The organism is Bifidobacterium sp. 2450 (genome assembly GCF_041900695.1).
GTDB classification, from domain to species: Bacteria; Actinomycetota; Actinomycetes; order Actinomycetales; family Bifidobacteriaceae; genus Bifidobacterium; species Bifidobacterium longum.
Genome location: NZ_JBHEEA010000006.1, coordinates 116,815 through 138,096, shown reverse-complemented (window position 1 = coordinate 138,096; position 21,282 = coordinate 116,815). Strand labels below are relative to the sequence as shown.

23 protein-coding genes are annotated in these 21,282 nt (G+C 60.2%); 16 read left to right on the top strand and 7 right to left on the bottom strand.

Features of this window, described 5'->3' with window-relative positions:
* Positions 1 to 35: 35 nt before the first annotated feature.
* Entirely contained in the window at positions 36 to 1,316 is a 1,281-nt protein-coding gene (locus ACEUKI_RS04950; RefSeq protein WP_374156578.1) for an aminotransferase class V-fold PLP-dependent enzyme, read from the bottom strand.
* Positions 1,317 to 1,534: 218 nt separating this feature from the next.
* Here ACEUKI_RS04950 and ACEUKI_RS04945 point away from each other — a divergent pair, with 218 nt between their 5' ends.
* Entirely contained in the window at positions 1,535 to 2,548 is a 1,014-nt protein-coding gene (locus tag ACEUKI_RS04945; RefSeq protein ID WP_374156577.1) for a VanZ family protein, read from the top strand.
* A gap of 23 nt (positions 2,549 to 2,571) precedes the next feature.
* Here the strand turns inward: ACEUKI_RS04945 and ACEUKI_RS04940 are convergent, their stop codons facing one another.
* On the bottom strand, positions 2,572 to 3,174 hold the full coding sequence (locus ACEUKI_RS04940) for an MFS transporter (protein WP_374156576.1): 603 nt from the start codon (positions 3,172 to 3,174) through the stop codon (positions 2,572 to 2,574).
* A 63-nt stretch (positions 3,175 to 3,237) separates the two neighbouring features.
* Between ACEUKI_RS04940 and ACEUKI_RS04935 the strand changes: the two genes are divergently transcribed.
* Complete coding sequence (locus ACEUKI_RS04935) at positions 3,238 to 3,444, top strand: hypothetical protein (protein ID WP_115770369.1); 207 nt, start codon at positions 3,238 to 3,240, stop codon at positions 3,442 to 3,444.
* Positions 3,445 to 3,536: 92 nt separating this feature from the next.
* On the opposite strand, the gene ACEUKI_RS04930 is transcribed toward ACEUKI_RS04935, so the two are convergent.
* Complete coding sequence (locus ACEUKI_RS04930; protein ID WP_115770368.1) at positions 3,537 to 4,937, bottom strand: amino acid permease; 1,401 nt, start codon at positions 4,935 to 4,937, stop codon at positions 3,537 to 3,539.
* Positions 4,938 to 5,060: 123 nt separating this feature from the next.
* On the opposite strand from ACEUKI_RS04930, the gene ACEUKI_RS04925 reads away from it, so the two are divergent.
* The gene (locus tag ACEUKI_RS04925; RefSeq protein WP_115770367.1) at positions 5,061 to 5,912 is read left to right on the top strand and encodes a deoxyribonuclease IV; all 852 of its coding nucleotides are present in this window, start codon (positions 5,061 to 5,063) and stop codon (positions 5,910 to 5,912) included.
* Between the two features lies 1 nt (position 5,913).
* Here the strand turns inward: ACEUKI_RS04925 and ACEUKI_RS04920 are convergent, their stop codons facing one another.
* The gene (locus ACEUKI_RS04920; RefSeq protein ID WP_201798051.1) at positions 5,914 to 6,135 is read right to left on the bottom strand and encodes a hypothetical protein; all 222 of its coding nucleotides are present in this window, start codon (positions 6,133 to 6,135) and stop codon (positions 5,914 to 5,916) included.
* Between the two features lie 621 nt (positions 6,136 to 6,756).
* Here ACEUKI_RS04920 and ACEUKI_RS04915 point away from each other — a divergent pair.
* The 13 genes from ACEUKI_RS04915 to ACEUKI_RS04855 all read left to right on the top strand — a co-directional run bounded on the left by ACEUKI_RS04915 (position 6,757) and on the right by ACEUKI_RS04855 (position 17,216).
* Entirely contained in the window at positions 6,757 to 8,844 is a 2,088-nt protein-coding gene (locus ACEUKI_RS04915) for a bifunctional indole-3-glycerol phosphate synthase/tryptophan synthase subunit beta (RefSeq protein ID WP_374156575.1), read from the top strand.
* Between the two features lie 23 nt (positions 8,845 to 8,867).
* Entirely contained in the window at positions 8,868 to 9,737 is an 870-nt protein-coding gene (gene trpA, locus ACEUKI_RS04910; protein ID WP_007054259.1) for a tryptophan synthase subunit alpha, read from the top strand.
* 112 nt (positions 9,738 to 9,849) lie between these two features.
* A complete protein-coding gene (gene lgt, locus ACEUKI_RS04905; protein WP_374156574.1) occupies positions 9,850 to 10,797 on the top strand; it encodes a prolipoprotein diacylglyceryl transferase in 948 nt (315 codons plus the stop codon).
* A gap of 75 nt (positions 10,798 to 10,872) precedes the next feature.
* Positions 10,873 to 11,541: a ribulose-phosphate 3-epimerase gene (gene rpe, locus ACEUKI_RS04900; RefSeq protein ID WP_374156573.1), complete on the top strand. Its 669-nt coding sequence runs from the start codon at positions 10,873 to 10,875 to the stop codon at positions 11,539 to 11,541.
* Between the two features lie 62 nt (positions 11,542 to 11,603).
* Positions 11,604 to 11,867 (top strand): phosphoribosyl-ATP diphosphatase, encoded by a 264-nt coding sequence (locus ACEUKI_RS04895; protein ID WP_374156572.1) that lies wholly within the window; start codon positions 11,604 to 11,606, stop codon positions 11,865 to 11,867.
* A gap of 11 nt (positions 11,868 to 11,878) precedes the next feature.
* On the top strand, positions 11,879 to 12,730 hold the full coding sequence (hisG, locus tag ACEUKI_RS04890; RefSeq protein ID WP_374156571.1) for an ATP phosphoribosyltransferase: 852 nt from the start codon (positions 11,879 to 11,881) through the stop codon (positions 12,728 to 12,730).
* A gap of 13 nt (positions 12,731 to 12,743) precedes the next feature.
* The gene (locus ACEUKI_RS04885; RefSeq protein WP_374156570.1) at positions 12,744 to 13,361 is read left to right on the top strand and encodes a CDP-alcohol phosphatidyltransferase family protein; all 618 of its coding nucleotides are present in this window, start codon (positions 12,744 to 12,746) and stop codon (positions 13,359 to 13,361) included.
* A complete protein-coding gene (locus ACEUKI_RS04880; RefSeq protein ID WP_080784807.1) occupies positions 13,351 to 14,328 on the top strand; it encodes a DUF881 domain-containing protein in 978 nt (325 codons plus the stop codon). The genes ACEUKI_RS04885 and ACEUKI_RS04880 overlap by 11 nt, the downstream gene beginning before the upstream one ends.
* Positions 14,328 to 14,660: a small basic family protein gene (locus tag ACEUKI_RS04875; RefSeq protein ID WP_007052290.1), complete on the top strand. Its 333-nt coding sequence runs from the start codon at positions 14,328 to 14,330 to the stop codon at positions 14,658 to 14,660. The genes ACEUKI_RS04880 and ACEUKI_RS04875 overlap by 1 nt, the downstream gene beginning before the upstream one ends.
* 15 nt (positions 14,661 to 14,675) lie before the next feature.
* Positions 14,676 to 15,497, top strand: coding sequence for a DUF881 domain-containing protein (locus ACEUKI_RS04870; protein WP_080784806.1), 822 nt, complete (start codon positions 14,676 to 14,678; stop codon positions 15,495 to 15,497).
* 6 nt (positions 15,498 to 15,503) lie between these two features.
* On the top strand, positions 15,504 to 15,947 hold the full coding sequence (locus tag ACEUKI_RS04865) for an FHA domain-containing protein (protein WP_080784805.1): 444 nt from the start codon (positions 15,504 to 15,506) through the stop codon (positions 15,945 to 15,947).
* 100 nt (positions 15,948 to 16,047) lie between these two features.
* Positions 16,048 to 16,680, top strand: coding sequence for a MerR family transcriptional regulator (locus tag ACEUKI_RS04860; protein WP_374156569.1), 633 nt, complete (start codon positions 16,048 to 16,050; stop codon positions 16,678 to 16,680).
* A gap of 131 nt (positions 16,681 to 16,811) precedes the next feature.
* On the top strand, positions 16,812 to 17,216 hold the full coding sequence (locus ACEUKI_RS04855; protein ID WP_080784803.1) for a hypothetical protein: 405 nt from the start codon (positions 16,812 to 16,814) through the stop codon (positions 17,214 to 17,216).
* Between the two features lie 151 nt (positions 17,217 to 17,367).
* On the opposite strand, the gene ACEUKI_RS04850 is transcribed toward ACEUKI_RS04855, so the two are convergent.
* From ACEUKI_RS04850 to ACEUKI_RS04840, 3 genes are all read right to left on the bottom strand, one after another.
* Positions 17,368 to 18,087: an HAD family hydrolase gene (locus ACEUKI_RS04850; RefSeq protein WP_374156568.1), complete on the bottom strand. Its 720-nt coding sequence runs from the start codon at positions 18,085 to 18,087 to the stop codon at positions 17,368 to 17,370.
* A gap of 131 nt (positions 18,088 to 18,218) precedes the next feature.
* Complete coding sequence (locus ACEUKI_RS04845; RefSeq protein ID WP_374156567.1) at positions 18,219 to 18,566, bottom strand: RNA polymerase-binding protein RbpA; 348 nt, start codon at positions 18,564 to 18,566, stop codon at positions 18,219 to 18,221.
* A gap of 113 nt (positions 18,567 to 18,679) precedes the next feature.
* Positions 18,680 to 21,271 (bottom strand): DEAD/DEAH box helicase, encoded by a 2,592-nt coding sequence (locus tag ACEUKI_RS04840; RefSeq protein ID WP_374156566.1) that lies wholly within the window; start codon positions 21,269 to 21,271, stop codon positions 18,680 to 18,682.
* Positions 21,272 to 21,282: the final 11 nt, after the last annotated feature.

Here is a 21,282-nt window from a genome sequence, read left to right as displayed (position 1 = left end):
CCATAGTTAAGGCACCAACGCAACATATGATTCGCTTACACACGCAGCCATCCGACGATGGTTGGGATGGATTGTTCGGCGAAGCGGTCTATGACATCGGCGGTGACGTAGGCGTGGGCGGTGAGGCGCAGGTACAGTTCGCCATCGAACTGGGTGACCGCGACTTCGGCATGCAGTTCGTTGAGAATCCGGTCCCGGAATACCGGGCATAGAGCGTCCAGCTCCTGCGGCGTGCGGTTTCCGTGAGGCAGCTTCACCAGACGCATGGCGGGGGAGGGAATGCGCACCGGCGACGAGCAATCCTCGCCGCTGACCGCGCTGGCGGCCTCGGCCACCCGGCTCTCCGCGTAATCGGCAAGATCGGACATGTACCGGCGCACGACATCCCAGCCCCACAGTCGCTCGATCTCGCGCAGGGACTCGGGCGCGGCAATCGGACCGCACAGATTTTGGGTGCCTTGTTCGTCGAATCGTTCCGGGAACGGGTCAGCGAAACCCCACGAGTCGATCAGTGGCCACAAATCCTGACCATCCTGACCGCCTTCGGGTGGAATCACCAGCAATGCCGTACCGCGCGGCGCACACGGGAACTTATGGAAATTGCCGACCCACCAATCGGACTGCAGCCCGCCGACCGGATCGGCCAGTTGGGCCGGGGCGTGCGCGCCATCAACCAAAATGCGGATACCGCGGCGATGGGCTTCAGCGGCGATACGCTGGACCGGAAACAGCATAGCAGTGGCGGAAGTGATCTGATCCAACACGATGAACGACGTACGCTCGCTCATCTGCGCGGTCACGGCGTCGACCACGCCATCCTCGTCGGCGTCAATCGGCACATGCGCAATCTTCAGCACCGCTCCATCGCGCCTGGCCATGCGAGCCGCACCTTGCAGCACGGCACCATACCCGTGATCGGTGGCCAGCACCTCGGATCCGCGCGGCACGCGAATATTGGCATACACCACACTGGCTCCGGCCGAGGCGTTCGGCACCCACGCCACACGGCTCGGCGGCACTCCCAGAAACTCCGCGAGCTGCGAGCGCATGTCCCTGATGCACGCGCCGACCCCGGGGAACCATCCGATCGGCGCACGGTTGGCCTGCGACTCATACTCGGTTACCGCTTTCAACGTGCTGTTCGGCACCGCGCCAAACGAACCATGGTTGAGATGCAGGATCGACTGGTCCAGCGGCCAAGCCTCGATGGCGGGCTTCCCATCCGGCAACGTCAGCGGCAGCGGACGGGCGGAAGGGAAAACGTCGGACGAATCCGTCATCGATGCCTGCCGATGTTCGTAAGAAACCTGGTCCATTGCCGCTCCCTGCTCGTTTGCCGTTCTGCTGGATTCAACGTCAATGGTAACTGGTGCATCTCCCTCATCCATACGAATGAGACGAATCGCCTTTCATCCCAATGATTTCGCTCTCATGGCCGATACCCGCGTGCCGTCATGTTCCGTACCTTGGAATCAGAAGTCGAGAGTTATGGTCCGAAACCGAATGGAGCGGACCGAAGCAGGGAGCATTGAAGATGGGATTTCTTAAGAACTTTTCCGAACCGTTTGCGTTCGCGCTGGCATTGTGGCCGTTTGTGTCCATGCTGCTGACTGTGCCAGTGCTGGCGTTGCTGTATCACCGTGACAATCGCATCCGACTGTCGTCGGCCATAGTGGCGTATGGCACGGTGCTGTACCTGCTCGGCCTGCTGTGTTTCACACTGTATCCGATGCCGGCCGATGCGGCGGCCTATTGCGCCGCGCACCATCTGACATCGCAGCTCAACCCACTGCAGTTCATCGGTGACATCCGTACCGATGGTCTCACCGCCGTACTGCAAATCGCGTTTAATATCGTGTTCTTCCTGCCGTTGGGCTTCATCATGGGCCGCATATGGCGTTGGCCGCTGCCAGTTACCGCAGTACTGTCGTTCGCCACGTCGCTATTCCTGGAGACGATGCAGCTGACCGGCCTCATGGGCGTGTTCCCGTGCGCCTACCGTCTGTTCGACGTGGACGATCTCCTGTGGAACACGACCGGCGCGCTGATCGGATTCGCGCTGGCCATACTTTCGCTGCGCCTGATTCCGGCGCGGGTCGCCGATATGACGCCGACCACCACACCTGGCTTCATGAGGCGGCTGATCACGTTCATCATCGACATGACGCTGATTGCGTTCGCCGTGATGCCGACGCATCTGTTCGTCATAATCGTCCGCTCGAACCTGCCCTCGGGCTCCAATGGCTCATGGCAGTCGATGGAACCGTTCGACTGGACCGGCTCGATCCTCTTCCTGGCGGCGCTCATCATCTTTGAAGGCGTGGTTCCCTGGCTGTGCGGCGGCCGCACGCTCGGCGGCAGTTTCACGCACATGACGATAGAGACCCGGCCGCGCGAAGGGCGGCTTCGCGTGGCGTTCTATGTGGCGCGCATGGCGACGCTGATCGCCGTGGTGTGGTGGCATAGCGGCGGATTCAATCTGCTGGTGTTCATCGGCCTCGGCATCTTCTGGATGGTCAAGCATCAGATGCCGTACGACCTCATATAAGACCGGCGCTCCGCCGTTTGGCGTTACAGGGAAACCTCCGACCATCGTTCGGGAGTCGGAATGCTGCGCAGCGGGCCGGACAACGATACGGCCAATCCCGCTACGGAACAGGCCACGGCCACGCCCATCACCGCCGTGAAACCGAGATCTGGCTGTTGCAACAGCCAGCCGACCAACGTACTCAAGCCCATTGCCGTGCCGAGCAGCCCGCTCATAATGGCGAATAAGGCTATGCATAGCGCGAACATCGGCGTATTCATCACGTGCAAGGCGAGCAATGCCATGGCGATGGCGGACAGCCCAGTGCCGATGGCACCCAACAGAATCATCATCCGTCTGCGATCGTGGCGGTCGGCCAGCGTGCCGCCGAATGGCAGCAGCAACAGTCCGATAGCTGATTCCAAGGCGACGATGATGCCGGCGATGAATTCCGAGCCGGACAGTTGCAGGGCCAAGAGTGGTATGACGAATGTGCGCAGACTGACGGCGAGCACGTCGGTGGTGTCGGCCGCAAACCACAGTCGATAACTGCGAGCGCGCCACAATGATGGCGAGGCGGAAGTCGCATTGGCACTGTGGCCTGGAGATGGATTTGAAGACGATGGGGGATTGGCGTTTGTTGACATGATGACTCGTTTCATGAATCATGCCGTATTCGGAGCTTCACGTGCATCGCGTATCACGCGCGTATGGTCTATTTTGCAAAAAACAAACCCCAATTATTGCACCAGTTCGAGCACGGAACCAGGCACGTCACCGGGCACAACATAATCGGCCATCAATGGTTTCTCGGCTTCGAGGGGCTGATTTCGTCCGGTGGGGACATCTACTTGGCTTTCGAGGGGCTGCTCAAACGCCAAACCGCAAGTATAAACGGCTTTGTGGCAACGGCATGACGCCATTTCAGAGCCTTGTCTACTTGGGCATCAGCCCCTTGAAAACGCAAGTAGACCTCCGGCGAACGCCGAATCAGCCCCTCGAAACCGAGTTAGGCATTCTTTTCGCGTTTGAGCTGCCGTTCGAGGGCGTAATAGGCCGCATAACAGCAGGCGACGAACGGAATCATGCAATACAGGGTCGAACGTTGCGTCTCATCGAGCACCACGAGCACCAGCGCGCCGATGCACATCACGATGGCCAGCCACGGCAGCACCGGGAAACCGGGCGCACGGTAGTCGAGCTCATCGGCGCTGTGCCCGTCCCTCGCCCATTCACGCCGGAAACGGATATGGCACACGCACACGGAGAACCACACCACCAGCGTCGCCAAACCGGATACCGCGACCAACACCAGATACACGGTCGAGGCGGCGATCACGGAAGACAGCAGCGCCAGCAGCGAACCCGCCATGCTGAACAGCACGGCCCACACCGGCACACCACGGAAATTCGTCTTGGCGAAACGCGCGGGAATCAGCCGCTCCTTGGCCAGCGACCATACCATGCGCGAACACACGTACAGGCCGGAGTTCGCGGCGGAAAGCACGGCCGTGAGCACCACGAAGTTCATGATGTCGCCGGCGAACGGCATGCCGATCGACTGGAACACCAGCACGAACGGGCTCGTGTCCACGCCGGCCTGGTGCCAGGGGATCAAGGCCGCCATCACCAGAATCGAGCCGATGAAGAAAATCGCCAGGCGCAGCACCGTGGTGTGCACGGCTTTGGGAATCGCGCGCGATGGATCTTTGGTTTCGCCGGCCGCCACGCCCACCACTTCGGTGCCGGAGAACGCGAACACCACGGTCAGCAAAGTCGAGAAAATAGGTGCGATGCCGCTTGGGAACCAGCCGTCGGCCACGAAGTTGCCCAGCAACGGCGCGGAATCATGGCCGGCAATCGGTATGGCGCCGAAAATCGCCAGCAGGCCGATCACAATAAACGCGATGATGGCGAACACCTTGATCGACGCGAACCAGAACTCCGCCTCACCATACAGCCGCACGGACATGATGTTGAACGCGAACACCACCACAATGAACACGGCCGACCACACCCAGGACGGCGAATGAGGAAACCATCGCTGCATCAGCAGCCCGGCCGCCGTGAACTCCGACGCGAGCGCCACTGCCCAGTTCAGCCAATACAGGATAGCAATGGTGAACGCGGTGCCGGGGCCGATGAACCGCTTCGCATACATGTGGAAGCTGCCGGCATACGGCATGGCCACGGACAGCTCGCCCAGCGAGACCATCACACAGTAGACGAGCAGGGAGCCGACCGCATAAGCGAGGATTGCGCCCAACGGCCCCGCCTGATGAATCGTATAGCCGGAGCTGACGAACAGACCGGTGCCAATCACACCGCCCAGGGAAATCATCGTCAGGTGGCGCGACTCCATCTTCCGTTCAAGGCCGGTATCGTCCTTGGGTGTGCCGGCTGCCACCATGCTCGGGTCTCCTTTGGTCGGGTGAACAGTTGTGTCTCGTGTCGGTTGTGCGGGCGGCGCTCGATGCCTCCTACCATATGATAGCGGTAACACGAACAGCGAGTGGAACACGAGGAGTTTGGAATGACGGAACTGCATATCGGATCGCATCTGTCGACGGCCGGCGGATGGAATGCGCTGCTGGAACGCTCCCATGAGGAGGGCGGCACCGCGTTCGCGTTCTTCCCGCGTTCCCCGTACGGCAAGCGTTCGAAGGCGCTCGACCCGTCCGGCGCGGCGGCGTTCGGTGCGCGTCTGAAGGCTGAGGGCTATGGGCCGTTGGTCGTCCACGCGCCGTACGTCTACAATCTGGCCGGCAAGGATGAGGCCAAGCGCGCATTCGCGATCGAGGCGTTGGCCGAGGACATCGAGCTGCTGACCGCCATCCGCGAGGCCGGCCAGGAGGTGTATATCAATATTCATCCCGGCGCGCATGTGGGCCAAGGCTCCGAGACCGGCTGCCGACTGATCAGCGAGGGACTGAATCAGGTGTTCGAGCGTACGACCGGCGTCATGGTGCTTCTGGAGACCATGGCCGGCAAAGGCACGGAATGTGGCCGCAATTTCGATGAGCTCGCCACGATCATGGATGGCGTGGAGCATAAGGCGAACGTCGGCGTCACGTTCGACACCTGCCATGCGTTGGATGCCGGCTACGATTTGGTGAACGACTACGACGGTGTGATGCGCCAGTTGGATGAGGTGATCGGCTTGGCCAGGGTCAAGGCGATTCATGTGAACGATTCGCAGTTCGGCCTCGGCTCGCATAAGGACCGTCACGCCAATATCGGCGAGGGCCAGCTCGGCATCCCGTTCTTCACGCGACTGGTCAACGATCCGACCATGGCCAAGCTCCCGATGATTCTCGAAACCAAGGAGCAGACGCCGACCACGCACCGCGACGAAATCGTGCTGCTGCGCGGGCTGGTGGACTGAATCACATCGGCAGTTCGGCCCGCATGGTGAACGCCGCGACGGTGGTGGTCGCGGTGCTGGCCACCGGAGCGGCGTGCGGGTTCATGTTCTCGCGCGGGCATTGGGGGAGCAGGGCCGCAATGCCGCCCTGCCGTGAACTCGTCAGCCAGTCCGAAGCCGAACGCGTCGTGCAGCGCAGCCACGATACGGTTGCACGGCTCACCGCCATAAGTGACGATGTCACCGTCGAACCGGCCCGAGCCAACTGCCCGGCGGACGATGACACGAGCTACTCATCCGTATCAGCTACGCCACGACCAACGAATACCGCCAAATCATGAACATCATGCAGTTCAGCACCACCACCGGCAGCAACGGCACCTACTGGTCCACCTACCAACGGTGACATCGTTGTCATGCTAACTTCATGTACCACAATTCCACAATATGATTTCATAGTTATGACACTGTGATACATATATAGCAAGCATTGATTCAGTGACGATCTCTCGTCAAAGATGTTCCGTCAAAACAGGCGCATGGGCTCGGTCGAATCCAACGGCTGAATCAGTCGTTTGCCGTCGCCCTGCAGCGGGGCGACCTCGTGAAATTGCAAGCGGCGGGATAACGCAGTGCCTGAGTTCCGCACGCCGGCGAGCAAGGATGCGCCGTCGATGGTGCGGTCCAGCCACGGCGTCCCATTCCAAGTCGAGCGCGAAACGTCTGCACATGCGTGCCAGTTTATGCCGATGTTCTGCCTAAGCCGGAATCGCCTGTGAAAGCCCAAAATGTAGGACGGGTTCGGCAATCGGGACAGGGCGTGACCTAGAGTGGCGCATGACCGAACACCAACAAAGGGAGGACCATGTCGGTTTTGGACGAACTGGTGGCGGGAGCGCTGAAGGATCAGCGCACCCGTGAGCTCACCGTATCGCTTGAGGACGTGAAGAAGGCCGCGCTGGCGGCCCCGGCTCCGATTGACGCGACACGATGGCTTAAGCGCGCCGACGGCATCCCCGTGATCGCCGAGATTAAGCGCGCGTCTCCGTCCAAGGGCCACCTGTCCGACATCCCGGACCCGGCCGCGCTGGCCCGCGAGTACGAGAAGGGCGGCGCAAGCGCCATCTCCGTGCTCACCGAAGGCCGCAGATTCCTCGGCAGCCTTGACGATTTCGACAAGGTCCGCGCCGCCGTGCACATTCCAGTGCTGCGCAAGGACTTCATCGTCACCGACTACCAGATCTTCGAGGCCCGCGCCCACGGCGCCGACCTGGTGCTGCTCATCGTCGCCGCATTGGACGACGCCCAGCTCAAGCGCCTGCTCGACCTGGCGCACGAGCTCGGCATGACCGTGCTGGTGGAGACGCACACCCGCGAAGAGATCGAACGCGCCCGCAAGGCCGGTGCCAAGGTGATCGGCATCAACGCGCGCAACCTGAAGAACCTCAAGGTGGACGTGAACAAATACAACGAACTCGCGGCCGATCTGCCCGATGACGTCATCAAGGTGGCGGAATCCGGCGTATTCGGCGCGGTCGAGGTCGAAGACTACGCCCGCGCGGGAGCGGACGCGGTACTGGTCGGCGAGGGCGTGGCCACCGCCGACAATCATGAACTTGCAGTGGAACGACTAGTAAAGGCAGGAGCACAAGTGAAAGCATCCGAAACAACCCCGCTCAGCGAACATCAGGGACCGTATTGGGGCCAGTTCGGTGGCCGCTATGTGCCCGAGGCCCTCATCACCGCCCTCGACGAGCTTGAGCGCGTGTACAACGAGGCCAAGGCCGACCCCGAATTCCACAAGGAATTCATGACGCTCCAGCAGCGTTACGTGGGCCGCCCGAGCCCGCTGACCGAAGCCCCGCGCTTCTCCGCACTTGTCAAAGAGAAGACCGGTCTCGACGCCCGTATCTTCCTCAAGCGCGAGGACTTGAACCATACCGGCGCGCACAAGATCAACAACGCGCTCGGCCAGGCCCTGCTCGTCAAGCGCATGGGCAAGACCCGCGTGATCGCCGAGACCGGCGCCGGCCAGCACGGCGTGGCCACCGCCACCGTGTGCGCCATGCTCGGCCTCAAGTGCCGCATCTACATGGGCCAGATCGACGCCCGCCGTCAGGCCCTCAACGTGGCCCGCATGCATATGCTCGGCGCCGAAGTGGTCGAGGTGACCCTTGGCGACAAGATCCTGAAGGACGCCATCAACGAAGCCCTGCGCGACTGGGTCACCAACGTCAAGGACACGCACTACCTGCTCGGCACCGTCGCGGGCCCGCACCCGTTCCCCGCCATGGTGCGCGACTTCCAGAAGATCATCGGCGAGGAGGCCAAGCAGCAACTCCAGGACTGGTACGGCATCGACCATCCGGACGCGATCTGCGCCTGCGTGGGCGGCGGCTCCAACGCCATCGGCGTGATGAACGCCTTCCTGGACGACGAGCGCGTGAACCTCTACGGCTACGAAGCCGGCGGCAACGGCCCCGAATCCGGCAAGCACGCCATCCGCTTCGCCCCCGGCACCGGCCAGCTCGGCATGTTCCAGGGCGCCAAGAGCTACCTGCTGGAAACCGACGAAGGCCAGACGCTCGACACCTACTCGATCTCCGCAGGCCTCGACTATGCGTCCGTGGGCCCTGAGCACGCATGGCTCAAGGACATCGGCCGCGTGAACTACAGCTGGGCCACCGACGAGGAGGCCATGAACGCCTTCCGCGACCTGAGCCAGACCGAGGGCATCATCCCCGCCATCGAAAGCTCGCACGCCGTGGCCGGCGCGTACAAAGCCGCCGCCGATCTGAAGGCCAAGGGCTATGACAAGGCCGTGATGATCGTGAACATCTCCGGCCGAGGCGACAAGGACATGGCCACCGCCGGCAAGTGGTTCGGCTACCTGACCGACGACCAGGCCGCCGCGCTCGATGTGACCGGCGCCCACGGCAATACTGTCGCCTGAACAAGAAGAGGAGATTTTTGATTATGACCAACGAAGCAACCACGCCGTCCGGCCAGCCGCTGGGCATCAGCCACAAGCCCAGCAAGTCGGGCGCTATGTTCACCAAGTTCAAGGCCGAGAACAAGCCCGCCTTCATCGGCTACCTGCCCTACGGCTTCCCCAACCCGGACGTCTCGCTTGACGCCTTCAAGACGATGGTCGAGCACGGCGTCGACGCCGTGGAAATCGGCCTGCCGTACTCCGACCCGGTCATGGACGGCCCGGTCATCCAGGCTGCCGCCTCCATCGCCCTGAACAACGGCGAGACCATCAAGCGCGTGTTCGAGGCCGTCGAAACCGTGGCCAACGCCGGCGGCGTGCCGCTCATCATGAGCTACTGGAACCTCGTGTACCACTACGGCGTCGAGCGCTTCGCCCGCGACTTCGAGAACGCCGGCGGCGCCGGTCTCATCACCCCGGACCTTATCCCGGACGAGGCGGGGGAGTGGATCGAAGCCTCCGACCGCCACGGACTCGACCGCATCTTCCTGGTCTCCCCGGACTCGTCCACCGAGCGCCTCGAAACCGTGGCCCGCAACGCACGTGGCTTCGTGTACGCGGCCGCCCGCATGGGCGTCACCGGCGAACGCGCCACCATCGACGCCTCGCCCGAACTCCTCGTGGAACGTACCCGTCAGGCCGGTGCCGAGAACGTGTGCGTGGGCATCGGCGTGTCCACCGCCGAACAGGGCGCCAAGGTCGGCTCCTACGCGGACGGCGTCATCGTCGGCTCCGCGCTCGTGCACACCCTGCTCGCGGACGACAACAAGACCGCACGCGACCCGAAGGAAGGCTTGAAGCTGCTCGCCGCCAAGAGCGAGGAACTGGCCGAAGGCATCCACAACGCCCGGTGAACACCCGGTGCGCCTCACGCGGGTTGTGCCGTGACACGGTAGGGTAGTCACAGAGCATCAAGCACAACCCGCGCGTGGACACACACCATGAGCACCAGCAAGTAGAGGCACGATGAATCTGGCTTACATTCCCTCGCCGACCTTCTCCAAGTTCGAGATCGGCCCGTTCACTATCCACATGTACGCGATCTGCATCCTGATCGGCATCTGCGTGGCCGTATGGATCCTCACCACGCGTTGGAAGCGGTACGGCGGCACCTTCGACCAGATTCTCGACACCACGCTCGTCACCGTGCCCTGCGCACTGGTGGGCGCGCGCCTCTACCACTGCATCACCACGCCGGCCGACTACTTCCCGCCCACCGGCAACTTGGTCAACATCCTCAAGGTGTGGGAAGGCGGCATGGCCATCTTCGGCGGCATCTCCGTCGGCACCTTGGTGACGTTCCTGTGGTGCCGCCACAAGCACTATCCGTTCGCGATCTTCGCCGATGCCATCGCCCCCGCGCTGCCTGTGGCCCAGGCCATCGGCCGACTCGGCAACTGGTTCAACCAAGAGCTCTACGGCTGGCCCACCACGTTGCCGTGGGGCCTGAAGCTCAACGACGCGGACGCCATCGGCAAATCCGAAATCTGCTATTCCGGCGCGCAATGCCCGGACTACAGGACCACGCTGTTCCACCCGACGTTCCTCTACGAGATGATCTGGAACCTCATTGGCGCCGCGCTCATCATCTACCTCGGCCACAAGCTCGCCGACCGGCTCAAGGCCGGCCAGCAGTTCGCCATGTACCTGATGTGGTACGGCCTGGGCCGCACCTGGATCGAGAACGTGCGCATCAACTACTCCACGGTGATCCTGGGCCTGAGGACCAACGTGTGGACCGCGATCATCGTCTTCGTGCTCGGCTGCATCCTGTTCGTCGTGCTCTACCAGTACGGGCCGGACCCCAAGGCGCAGGCGCGCGGGCTTGCGGCGGTCACCGCCGACGAGCTCGAACGCCAGAGCATCGAAGAGGAACGGCTTCGCCAGAAAAAGCAAGCCAAGCGCACTAAGTGACACCACGATAAACAGCGCCGGAACAGCGCGAAACACGGGGCTCCAAGTCCCATTGCACAGATAAGGTAGGAAACCATGAGCAATATCGCAATCGCACCCAGCATCCTGTCCGCTGACTTCTGCAACCTCGAACGTGATCTCAAGGCCATCGCCAACGCCGACTTGGTCCACGTCGATGTCATGGACCATCATTTCGTGCCGAACCTGACCCTGGGCGAGCCGATCGTCGGCCGCATCTGTCAGGTCACCGATCTGCCGGTCGACGTGCACCTCATGATCGAGGACCCGGACCGTTGGGCTCCCGAATACGCCAAGCTCGGCGCCGCCTCCGTCTCCTTCCACATGGGTGCCACCCACGCCCCCGTGCGTCTGGCCCGCCAGCTGCGCGAGATGGGCTGCAAGGCCTGCTTCGCCGTGCGTCCGGCCGAACCGGTCGAGCCGATCTTCGATATCCTCGACGAGTTCGACATGGTCCTCATCATGACCGTTGAGCCCGGCTTCGGCGGCCAGAAGTTCCTCGACAACCAGATGGCCAAAGTCCGCCGCCTGCGCGATGAGATCACCCGCCGTGGCTTGAAGACCCACATCCAAGTCGATGGCGGCGTGAGCCCCAAGACCGCGCACATCGTGGCCGAGGCCGGTGCCGACGTGCTCGTTGCCGGTTCCGCCGTGTACGGCGCCGAGAATCCTGCCCAAGCCATTGACGACATCCGCGCCAAGGCCGAGGCCGCGTTCAAGGCCTGAGCTCCAAGCCTGAATCGCAATCCACCTTTCATCCATAACCACAAGAAAAGAATCTGAATCACATGAAGACGTTTGAATCCCTGTTCGCCGAACTGTCCGAAAAGGCCCAGACCCGCCCCGAAGGCTCCCTGACCGTCGACGAGCTCGACAAGGGCACCCACTTCATCGGCAAGAAGATCATCGAAGAGGCCGGCGAGACCTGGATGGCCGCCGAATACGAGGGCGCGGAACGCACCGCCGAGGAAATGAGCCAGCTGCTCTACCACGTCCAGGTCATGATGATCAAGCACGGCCTGACGCTTGAGGACGTCTACAAGCACCTGTGAGAGGAACGCAAATGCTGAGAATCGCAGTGCCCAACAAGGGCATGCTATCCGAACCCGCGTGGAACATGCTGGCCGAGGCCGGCTACCGTCTGCGCACCAACCCTCGCCAGCTGGTCGTGCAAGATCCCGACAATGGCATCGAGCTGTTCTACCTGCGTCCGCTCGATATCGCCGTATACGTGGGCCGCGGCGCCATCGACGTCGGCATCACCGGCCAGGATCTGCTCAAGAACTCCGGTACCGCCGCGCTCGAGCACATGCCGCTCGGCTTGGGTACCTCGACCTTCCGTTTCGCCGCACCGAACGAATCCCCGATCACCACTCTGGAGGATATTCAGGGCAAGCGCGTGGCCACCACATTCGATAAGCTCGTACACGACTATCTGGTCGAGCACGGCATCCAGGCCGAGACCATCCATCTGGACGGTGCGGTCGAATCCTCCGTGCAGCTGGGCGTGGCCGACCTCATCGCCGACGTGGTCTCCACCGGTACCACCCTGCGCAACGCCGGCCTGCGCGTGTTTGCCGAACCGCTCATGCACTCCGAAGCCTGCCTGATTCGTTCGCCGCGTCTGAACGAGCAGGACTCACGTCTGGCCGTGCTGACCCGTCGTCTGCAAGGCGTGCTCACTGCACATCAGTATGTGCTGATGGACTATGACATTCCGATCAGCAAGGTCGCTGCCGCCGTGGCCGTGACCCCCGGCTTTGAAAGCCCGACGATCTCTCCGCTGCACGATAAACAGTGGAACGCCGTGCGAGTCATGGTTCCCAAGGCCAAGGTCAACCAGCTGATGGATGATTTGTACGAAGTCGGCGCACGCGGCATCATCGTTACCGCTCTACAAGCCTCCCGCATGTAGACTGTTAGTCGATATGACCAACCAGAAAGTCAACACCGGATACAGTCCGGAAGCACGTGACATCTATTTCACCGTGCCCAATTTGATCAGCGTGCTGCGAATCATCTCGATTCCTTTCATCAGCGCGCTGATCTCCGAGCACGAGATGATTGCGGCGCTAGTCCTGATCGCCATTTCCTCGGCTTCGGACGGACTCGACGGCATCATCGCGCGCAGATTCAACCAAGTGAGCAAGATCGGTCAGATTCTTGATCCGATCGCCGACCGACTGCTCATTTTCTGCTCGATTCTGGCCCTCAGCGTCGCTGGCATCATCCCATGGTGGATGCTGATTATCGTGGGACTGAGGGATCTGTGGATGGCGATTCAGGTGCTATGGCTTGCCCAGTACGGTTATGGTCCGCTGCCCGTGCATTTCGTGGGCAAGGCCGGTACCGCGCTGCTGATGATTTCCATCGTCAGTCTGATTTTCGCCGATTTGGGCACCAATACGTTCTTCCACTTGCTCTACATCGCCGCGCTGGCCGCCGGCATCTGGGGCATCGCCATGTATTGGCTCGCCGGATATATCTATACCGAGCAGGGCATCAGATTGCTACGCAAGGAACTGGGGGAGAAGTATGGCGCTTGAGGCCACGGCCCCGGTCTCATTCCCCGTACCCAAGGAGAATGAGCCGGTACGACGCCGCGCCGTGTTCTCCCACTCAGTCCGAGGCGCGGAATCGCATCATGCGCTTTCCCCGGATGACGCCGCCGCCATCCGCACTAGACGCCGCCGTAAAACCAACGACGATTCGCTTCAGCTCATCGATGATCTTGTCAATCGTCCGATGGATCCGATGTTCTCCGACTCACGACTGGTCCATGAGCATCATTCGACCTTCTCCATCTGGTTTAATCGCATCGTCGTATTCATCATCTGCGTCGGCGTTGGCTTTGCCTGCAGCCTATTCGTGCAACAGTTGCAATCCGATCCGCGTAAGCAGGTACGGCAGACTTTGGCCACGCAATTGGAGAATCGCAACTCGCAAATAGACGAACTCACCACGGACGTCAATAATTTGCACTCCCAAGTTGACGAACAGTCCAAGAAAATCTCCGGCAGCGTGAAAAGCGACACGCTTATCCAAGACGAAATGGTCAATGGTGCCACGGTGGTCGAAGGCGAAGGAATCACCATGACACTGGCCGATCCAATCGCGGCAAGCCAGTCGGATCAATCCTCCTCGACGAGAGTCGGCACCTCCACCAACATCCGAGTCATCACCGATCTGGATCTGCAGCAACTGGTCTCCCTGATGTTCCAAAACGGAGCCGCAGCCATTGCCATCAACGGTAATAGGCTCGGCGCGCAAACCTCGATACGCAAGGCCGGCGGGCATATTCTCATCGGCATGACCGCGATACAAAGCCCCTATACCATTGAAGCCATAGGCGATAAGAGCGCCTTGGCCGAAGCGATGGGGGAGAAGAAACTTGCAAGTCTTTACGATTCCTTCAAGGAAGCCGGTATCTACCCGCAGGTGAGCAAATCCAATTCGATTACACTTGAGGCAGCAGTCACTGGCGAAGTGAAGTACGCGGAAAGGAATGAATAATGGCAGCCGTTCTGGGACTGATCATCGGCGTCGTCATCGGCGTGTTCGTCAAGCCGGACATTCCGATCATCGTGCAGCCTTATCTGCCGATTATGGTGGTCGCTGCTCTTGACGCCCTGCTGGGTGCCGCGCGAGCCTATTTCGAGCGCAGCTTCTCCGACCGCGTGTTTGTGATCTCCTTCCTCGCCAACGTGGTGACGGCAACACTGCTTGTGTTCCTCGGCAACCAGCTCGGCGTCGGTTCGCAGCTGCAGACGGCCGTCATCGTCGTACTCGGCATCCGCATCTTCTCCAACGTGTCCGCGATCAGACGCTTCATCTTCCGGGGCTGACAAGGGTACTGACGTATGGCACGTAAAGCACAATCAGACAACATGCTGGAGAAAATGCGCGACCAGCATGCACAAGACAAGGTCAACGACCGGATGGAAACCGGGTCGTTTCCCACGGTGCGCAAGAAGCCCCGGAAGGATCTCAACCGTGCCAGCAACAAATCACGGTTACTATCCTCGATTCTCATCGCTCTGATGTGCGCGTTGTTGGGGTTCGCCTACATGAGCCAGATCAATAACACTAAATCCACGTATGAAACGATGGACGAGAGCGAACTGGTAAGGCTGCTGAACGAGTCGAATACGCAAATCTCCAATCTCGAGCAGCGTAAAACCCAGTTGAACAGCCAGCTCAACTCGCTGAAATCGGCGGCTAACGAGCAGGAGCAGGCGCGTAAGATCGCCAAGCAAAACGAGGAAACCAGCGGCTTGATTTCCGGCAGACTCCCGGCAAAGGGTCAAGGCGTGACCATCCGAATCGGACGAGGCTCGACGACTAAAGTGGACGCCTCAATCATGTTCAACCTTATCGAGGAACTTCGCAATGCCGGTGCCGAGGTAATCGCCATCAATAACGTGCGCGTCATCACCTCCACCTACATTCAGGATGCCGAGGAAGGTTTGATTGTGGATGGCACCACCATCAAGCCCGTATACACGGTGAAGGCCATCGGCAATCCGCAGGAACTGTCCAACGCAGTCGATATCGCCGGCGGTGTGGGCGCTCAGCTCCAGGTGAAATACGGATCCAACGTCAACGTACAGCCTTCTGACAGCATCATTATCGACGAAGTACGCGAAGCTACGCAAAACCAGTATGCAAAGACGGTAGAATAGGAGATTATGACCAACCCGATTCCTAGCGCAGGCGAAACCACCATTATCGGCCTGCCCGCGATTAATGTACTGCCCGTTACCACCACCGGCGATCGACCGCTGACTCAAGAGGATCTGGACACCATCACCAGATTGTCCGAGGGAACGGCATTGCTGATTTCCGCCAGGGGAGCGGTCTCAGGTTCTCGTTACTTGCTTGACGAGGATGAAATCACCGTCAGTCGTGATCCGCGAGCTGATATTCTGCTCGACGACCCCACCGTATCCCGTCAGCATGCCGTGTTCCGCAGGGTCAACGGTCAGTTCTTTGTGGTTGACGCAGGAAGTCTGAACGGCACCTACGTGAACCGTCAGCGTGTTGATCAGGCGATGCTGAAGAACGGCGACGAAATCATGATCGGTAAATTCCGTCTCGTGTTCTTCACGAAATCTGCCATTATTTCCCAATAGTCCACGCCCAGCACGGGGTTAGACTGATTGCAGAAATTGCAATCATGTGATTACACCAGTGTGAGTCACATGCGAGACACGCGTGAGTTAGGGGAGTGCCATGGGACAGGCCGGGCTGCATCTTCATGTTTTGCTTGAGGACCGTCAGAATCTGAACGCTGACGCGATTCAGGGGGAGTTGTTCTCCAATGTCGATACTGAGGAGATCAAGCGCGGCTACCGTGGCACTGTGGCCTCCAAGGTGGCCGGCATCACGTACCGACAGCTCGATTATTGGGCGCGCAAGCAGATTGTTGAGCCGTCCATCACGCCGTCTCATGGCTCCGGTTCACGCCGACTGTACTCGTTTAAGGATGTGGTGATTCTCGCCGTATCCAAGAAGTTGCTTGATGCCGGTGTGAATCTGCAGAACGTGACGGCGGCTATCGGATTCTTGACTCAACGCAGCACCGATCAGCTGGCCAATGTGACCATCATGTGCGATGGTCAAAACGTGCATGAATGCACGACCAGCGAACAGATGCTCGAACTGTTGCAAAGCGGTAAGGCAGTGTTCGCCGTGTCGGTGGGCTCGTTGTGGCATCAGATTGAGACGGCCTTGGAACAGGAAGAATATGTTGATCTTGAGGCCAAGCCGCTGACGATTGCCACGGGCCGTCCGATTGATGAACTGACTGCCATGAGGATGCGCAAGAAGCTCGAGGCGCAGCGCTTGCAACGCGCAACCGCCTGATACATGTATGGTTGTTGGCGACTTGCCGGCTTTGGTCGGCAGGTCGCTTTGTTGTATGTGTTGCTTTTGTCGCCTGCCATCTTATGTTTTTTATATGTTGAGGTGATTATTATGACTGATTGGAGGACCGGGTGAACGGGATTGTTGTCGGATTGTTGCCGGGCGTTCTGTGGATGGTCGCCGTCATCTTTGCTGTGTCCATCATCACTATAACGGTCAGCCGAGGCCATCTGTTCACGCCGAGACGCCGGCGACCGCCGGTCGATCCGGTCGACTGGTCGATGGTGAAAACGCATTTCCTGTCGTTTGCGGCGGCGCTGATCCCGTTTCCCGTGTTGACGTTTACAGCGGATTTGATGGATGCGGATATGCTCGCGTTCTATGATCGTGCGCAATTGCCTGGTGCAATCATCATATTTGTGTTGGTGCTGCTGGAAATCATCGCCATGTATCTGCAGGCACGCAACGCTTCAGAAACCGAAATGGATAGGCGTTTAGGTGTTGCTTCTCACCGGAATAAAGATGATATTAAATAACCGATAATGTACGTTATGTCAGATTGGTTATTGAAAAAAAGCTTCGATTGGCAGGGGTTGCTTCACATAGCGCCACTGAGGGTGATTCTACTCATGTAGTAACCACCCTCAGTCAGCGTCGCTGACAGCTCCCGCCGGTGGGAGCAATTAGTCAGTGCATCTCGAAGTATCGGTTCACGGCGTCTTCGAGCTGCTCAGGTTGCTCGATGATTTCGTAGGCACCGTGTTCTTCCATCTCACCAGCCGGAGCGTAGCCCCAGCGGCAGCCAATGGCGTCCAGATTGCAGGCGTGGGCGCCGTCGATGTCGGTGTAGCGGTCGCCGATCATCACGGCCTTGTCCCCCGCTGCAGCATCAAAACCGATTTTGTCGAAGCAGTACCGAATCACCTGATCCTTGTCCAAACGAGAGTTATCCCTGGATGCGCCATAGATGCCGTCCAACAGCTCGGTCAGATGGAAATGCTCACAGATCGGAACGCATTGGTACTCGGGCTTGCAGCTGGCCAACGCCAGATAATAGCCGTCGGCACGCAGCTTGAGCAGCTGTTCGCGGATACCGGGAAACACGACGTTCACCAAGCGGCCGGGAACTTTGTTGCCGGGCTCGTTCGGATCATCGAACACGGCGCGATCCACATAGTAGCTGCGGTAGATGGTGACCGCCCGGTCAAGCTCCTCCTCCGGCACATGGTTGCGTCGCAGCGATTCGATGATGGCCGGACCAATGAAACGATGCAGCTCGGCATCGTCGGGAACCGGGCGACCCAATTCCTCGAACGTCTTGACGACGGAAGCGATGATGCCGCCGTCGGACTTGGTAAGCGTGCCGTCAAGATCCAACAGGACCACTTTCATCGGATGCTGTGCCATTGAGATTCCACTCCCCTTTGTTCATGTCGACTGCTTTGAATGGTCGTCAAACGATATGCGACTTGTTCCAACAATGATTATGCCCAGTCGGGATGACTGGGCATCAAGTTCACGTGTTGTTCAGTAGGAGATCACTCGTAGTCGGGAATCCAACCGTCACGGTGCATTTGCAGGCGCTTTTCGAGTAGGGTGGCCAGTTCCTCTTCGCTACGGCGTTCCAGCAGCATGTCCCAGTGGGTGCGGGTGGGTTTGCTGATTTCGCTGCCCTCACGGTCGGCGTCGCCCTCACGGTGGGCCACGGAACCACAACGGCACTCCCACTCGTCCGGGATTTCGGCACCCTCGGCAAACGGCAGGATGGTGCGGTGGCCCTTCGGGCATACATACGCCACATCGTTTCGTGCGGCGAAATCGACGTTGTCGTCGGACTCCAGCGATTTCGCTCCGATGCTCATGCCCCTGAGGCTACGTTCTGCCATATCGGCATCCTCCTTGAAAGATCTTTAACCCTACTAATCTATGCAACAGTTCGGACTTGGCCGCTATTCCAAGCTTCCGGCGTCGGCTGACAAACTCCCGTCAAACGGCCCCGTCAGTCCACGCCGGAGTAGGCCACCACGCCACGATTGACCCGGTCGGCCGCTTCGTGGGCGAGGCCTGCCAGCCGCTCTCCCCCGTCGAACGGCAGCGGCTGGGCGACAGCGATCTGCTGCAGCACGTCAGCCAGTCGTTTGGCAGTGCGCACGAAGTCGCCGCCGGTCATGTCGGTGCCGTACAGGCACGATCCCAGCGAACCGCCATCCGCCCATTCATACATGATGTCGAGAATGCCGAAGTCCGGCCGCTGCATCTCGTCCAGACCGTAATCCTCGCACAGGATATCGATATCTTCACAGATGCCCTTGAGCTTGGACGAAGCGATGGCGATGGGCCCGGAGATGCCGCCCGGGTAGTGCCTCGGTTCGCCGTCTCCCCCGCGTCTGGCCTCGTATACCATTGAAGAGAGCACAGCGGCCAGTCCGTTGGCGTCGAGCTTGTCGAACGTGCCGGCGAGCAGCGCCTCGCACAGTTCCAGGTCATGTTCACTGTAGATGCGGCGCAGCAGCGACCCTTTTTCGGTCAACGTCATGTCAATGTGGCCGGCCGCATTGACATGACGTTCGAGGTAACCAAGCCCGGTGACAATATCGCAGATGCGATCGAACTGACGGGCCACGGACCCGGTACGGGAGTCGTAGCGATCGGTGACGCGCTGCAGTTCGCGGGTCTCGTGGGCCCAGCGGTGGCCCCACTTGAGGTGTTGCTGGAGGTCCGGGCAGTTGCGGCATGGATGCTCGTGTTCCGCCTTGCGCAAATCGCGAATGCGCTGGTCAAGGTTCTGGAAGGCGCGTGAACGCTCCTGATCGGTCAGGAACACTTCGTGCTTCAGTTTACGGCGGCCTTCCTTTTCGATGTCGCTCAGCTCCATACGCAGGGTCATGAACTGTTTGAAGTCGCCGTGTTCGCATGCGAACGCCTGTTCGTATCCGGCCAGCGCGTTCTTCAGTGTATTGATCTGCGATTCCAGCTGCCAGGCCGATTCGTTGGCCTCCCACTGGGCAAACGACTGGTCCAGGGTAACGCGCGCGGTCTCGTAGTCGCTGGAGTTGAGCAGGTTCACGGCCATGTTGAACGTGGGTCGGAAGCTCGAGTGCAGCGGGTAGACACGCTTGGATGACAGCGCGGCGGCCGTGGCGGGCACAAAACCGTGATGGTCGACCACGATGGCGTGGCCGATGGTGTCGATGCCGCGCCGACCGGCACGACCGGTGAGCTGCGTGAATTCGCCGGGCGTCAGGCCCACATGACCGGTACCGTCGAACTTCTCGAGTTTCTCTACCACCACGCAGCGGGCCGGCATATTGATGCCCAAGGCCAGTGTTTCCGTGGCGAACACCATTTTGACCAGACCCTCTTCGAACAATCGTTCGACTACCTGGCGGAACAGGGCAATCATGCCGGCATGATGCGAAGCGAAGCCTTCTTCCAACGCAAAGCGGAACTTGGAGAACTGCAGGGCTTTCAGGTCTTCCTGAGTGAGTTGCCCCTCCACCATCTCATCCACGATGCGGCGAATCTTGGTCACTTCCTCATCGGTGGTGAGCTCCAGTCCAGCGTTGATACACTGTTCCACGGCCTGGTCACAGCCGTTGCGCGAGAAGATAAAGTAGATGCCGGGCAACATTCCCAGGAAGTCAAGCTCGTCCACCACGGCCCAGCGGCGCGGGGTGCGGCGTTCCGCTTTCGGGGCATGGTTCTTGGCGCTTTTGCCGCCGCGGCCTCTGCCGAAGCCCTTGCGCTTATCGGGGCGTTCCTCGCCGCGCCGGCGTGCGGCCTTGCGGTCCAACTGGTCGAGCCGGTTGATGAGTTCGGCGTTGAGCTTGGTGGTCTGCTCGCCGTTGCCGTCGCGGCGATAGAGATCCAGCACCTCAGGCTCGGTGTGTTCGTCCGCCTGCACGATGACGTGCTGTTCCAAAGGCACGGGGCGGTGTTCGCTGATCACCAGTTTGGTGTCGCCTCGCACCGAGGCAATCCAGTTGGAGAAATCCTCCACGTTGGACACGGTGGCGGACAGGCCGACGATCTTGACCGTCTTGGGCAGGTGGATGATGACTTCCTCCCACACGGGCCCGCGGAACCGGTCGGCCAGATAGTGCACTTCGTCGAGAATCACGTAGCGCAGTGCGTTCAGCGTGGTGGAACGCTCGTAGAGCATGTTGCGCAGCACTTCGGTGGTCATGACCACGATGTCCGCCTCGGAGTTGATCGAGGTGTCGCCAGTGAGCAGGCCTACCTTGTCCGGGCCGTACACGTCGACCAGATCATGGTATTTCTGATTGCTCAGCGCCTTGATCGGTGTGGTGTAGAAGGCTTTGACGTTGCGTTCCTGGGCGAGATAAATGGCAAAATCCGCCACGACGGTTTTGCCGGCACCGGTTGGGGCCGCGACCAGTACGCTGCTGCCGGCTTCGAGCGCGTCATTGGCTTCGGTCTGGAAATCGTCCAGTTCGAAAGGCAGGGATTCGGCGAATCGCGCTGCTGCGGACGCCCGATGGCGTTGGACTTTCTGGAATGATGCGTACCGCTGCGAAGGGCTCAGCGTCTGGGAATCAGCATTGCCCTTACGGTGTTGGTGACGTGCCATTGCTGCTTTCC

Bases quoted from the DNA above. Each gene is read 5' to 3' on its own strand.
- ACEUKI_RS04935 (WP_115770369.1), top strand. From the start codon at position 3,238: ATGGTCTATTTTGCAAAAAACAAACCCCAATTATTGCACCAGTTCGAG.
- trpA (WP_007054259.1), top strand. From the start codon at position 8,868: ATGACCAACGAAGCAACCACGCCGTCCGGCCAGCCGCTGGGCATCAGC.
- ACEUKI_RS04945 (WP_374156577.1), top strand. From the start codon at position 1,535: ATGGGATTTCTTAAGAACTTTTCCGAACCGTTTGCGTTCGCGCTGGCA.
- rpe (WP_374156573.1), top strand. From the start codon at position 10,873: ATGAGCAATATCGCAATCGCACCCAGCATCCTGTCCGCTGACTTCTGC.
- ACEUKI_RS04940 (WP_374156576.1), bottom strand. From the start codon at position 3,174: ATGTCAACAAACGCCAATCCCCCATCGTCTTCAAATCCATCTCCAGGC.
- ACEUKI_RS04925 (WP_115770367.1), top strand. From the start codon at position 5,061: ATGACGGAACTGCATATCGGATCGCATCTGTCGACGGCCGGCGGATGG.
- ACEUKI_RS04915 (WP_374156575.1), top strand. From the start codon at position 6,757: ATGTCGGTTTTGGACGAACTGGTGGCGGGAGCGCTGAAGGATCAGCGC.
- ACEUKI_RS04870 (WP_080784806.1), top strand. From the start codon at position 14,676: ATGGCACGTAAAGCACAATCAGACAACATGCTGGAGAAAATGCGCGAC.
- ACEUKI_RS04885 (WP_374156570.1), top strand. From the start codon at position 12,744: ATGACCAACCAGAAAGTCAACACCGGATACAGTCCGGAAGCACGTGAC.
- ACEUKI_RS04880 (WP_080784807.1), top strand. From the start codon at position 13,351: ATGGCGCTTGAGGCCACGGCCCCGGTCTCATTCCCCGTACCCAAGGAG.
- ACEUKI_RS04865 (WP_080784805.1), top strand. From the start codon at position 15,504: ATGACCAACCCGATTCCTAGCGCAGGCGAAACCACCATTATCGGCCTG.
- ACEUKI_RS04875 (WP_007052290.1), top strand. From the start codon at position 14,328: ATGGCAGCCGTTCTGGGACTGATCATCGGCGTCGTCATCGGCGTGTTC.
- ACEUKI_RS04840 (WP_374156566.1), bottom strand. From the start codon at position 21,271: ATGGCACGTCACCAACACCGTAAGGGCAATGCTGATTCCCAGACGCTG.
- ACEUKI_RS04860 (WP_374156569.1), top strand. From the start codon at position 16,048: ATGGGACAGGCCGGGCTGCATCTTCATGTTTTGCTTGAGGACCGTCAG.
- ACEUKI_RS04950 (WP_374156578.1), bottom strand. From the start codon at position 1,316: ATGGACCAGGTTTCTTACGAACATCGGCAGGCATCGATGACGGATTCG.
- ACEUKI_RS04845 (WP_374156567.1), bottom strand. From the start codon at position 18,566: ATGGCAGAACGTAGCCTCAGGGGCATGAGCATCGGAGCGAAATCGCTG.
- lgt (WP_374156574.1), top strand. From the start codon at position 9,850: ATGAATCTGGCTTACATTCCCTCGCCGACCTTCTCCAAGTTCGAGATC.
- ACEUKI_RS04895 (WP_374156572.1), top strand. From the start codon at position 11,604: ATGAAGACGTTTGAATCCCTGTTCGCCGAACTGTCCGAAAAGGCCCAG.
- ACEUKI_RS04930 (WP_115770368.1), bottom strand. From the start codon at position 4,937: ATGGTGGCAGCCGGCACACCCAAGGACGATACCGGCCTTGAACGGAAG.
- hisG (WP_374156571.1), top strand. From the start codon at position 11,879: ATGCTGAGAATCGCAGTGCCCAACAAGGGCATGCTATCCGAACCCGCG.
- ACEUKI_RS04850 (WP_374156568.1), bottom strand. From the start codon at position 18,087: ATGGCACAGCATCCGATGAAAGTGGTCCTGTTGGATCTTGACGGCACG.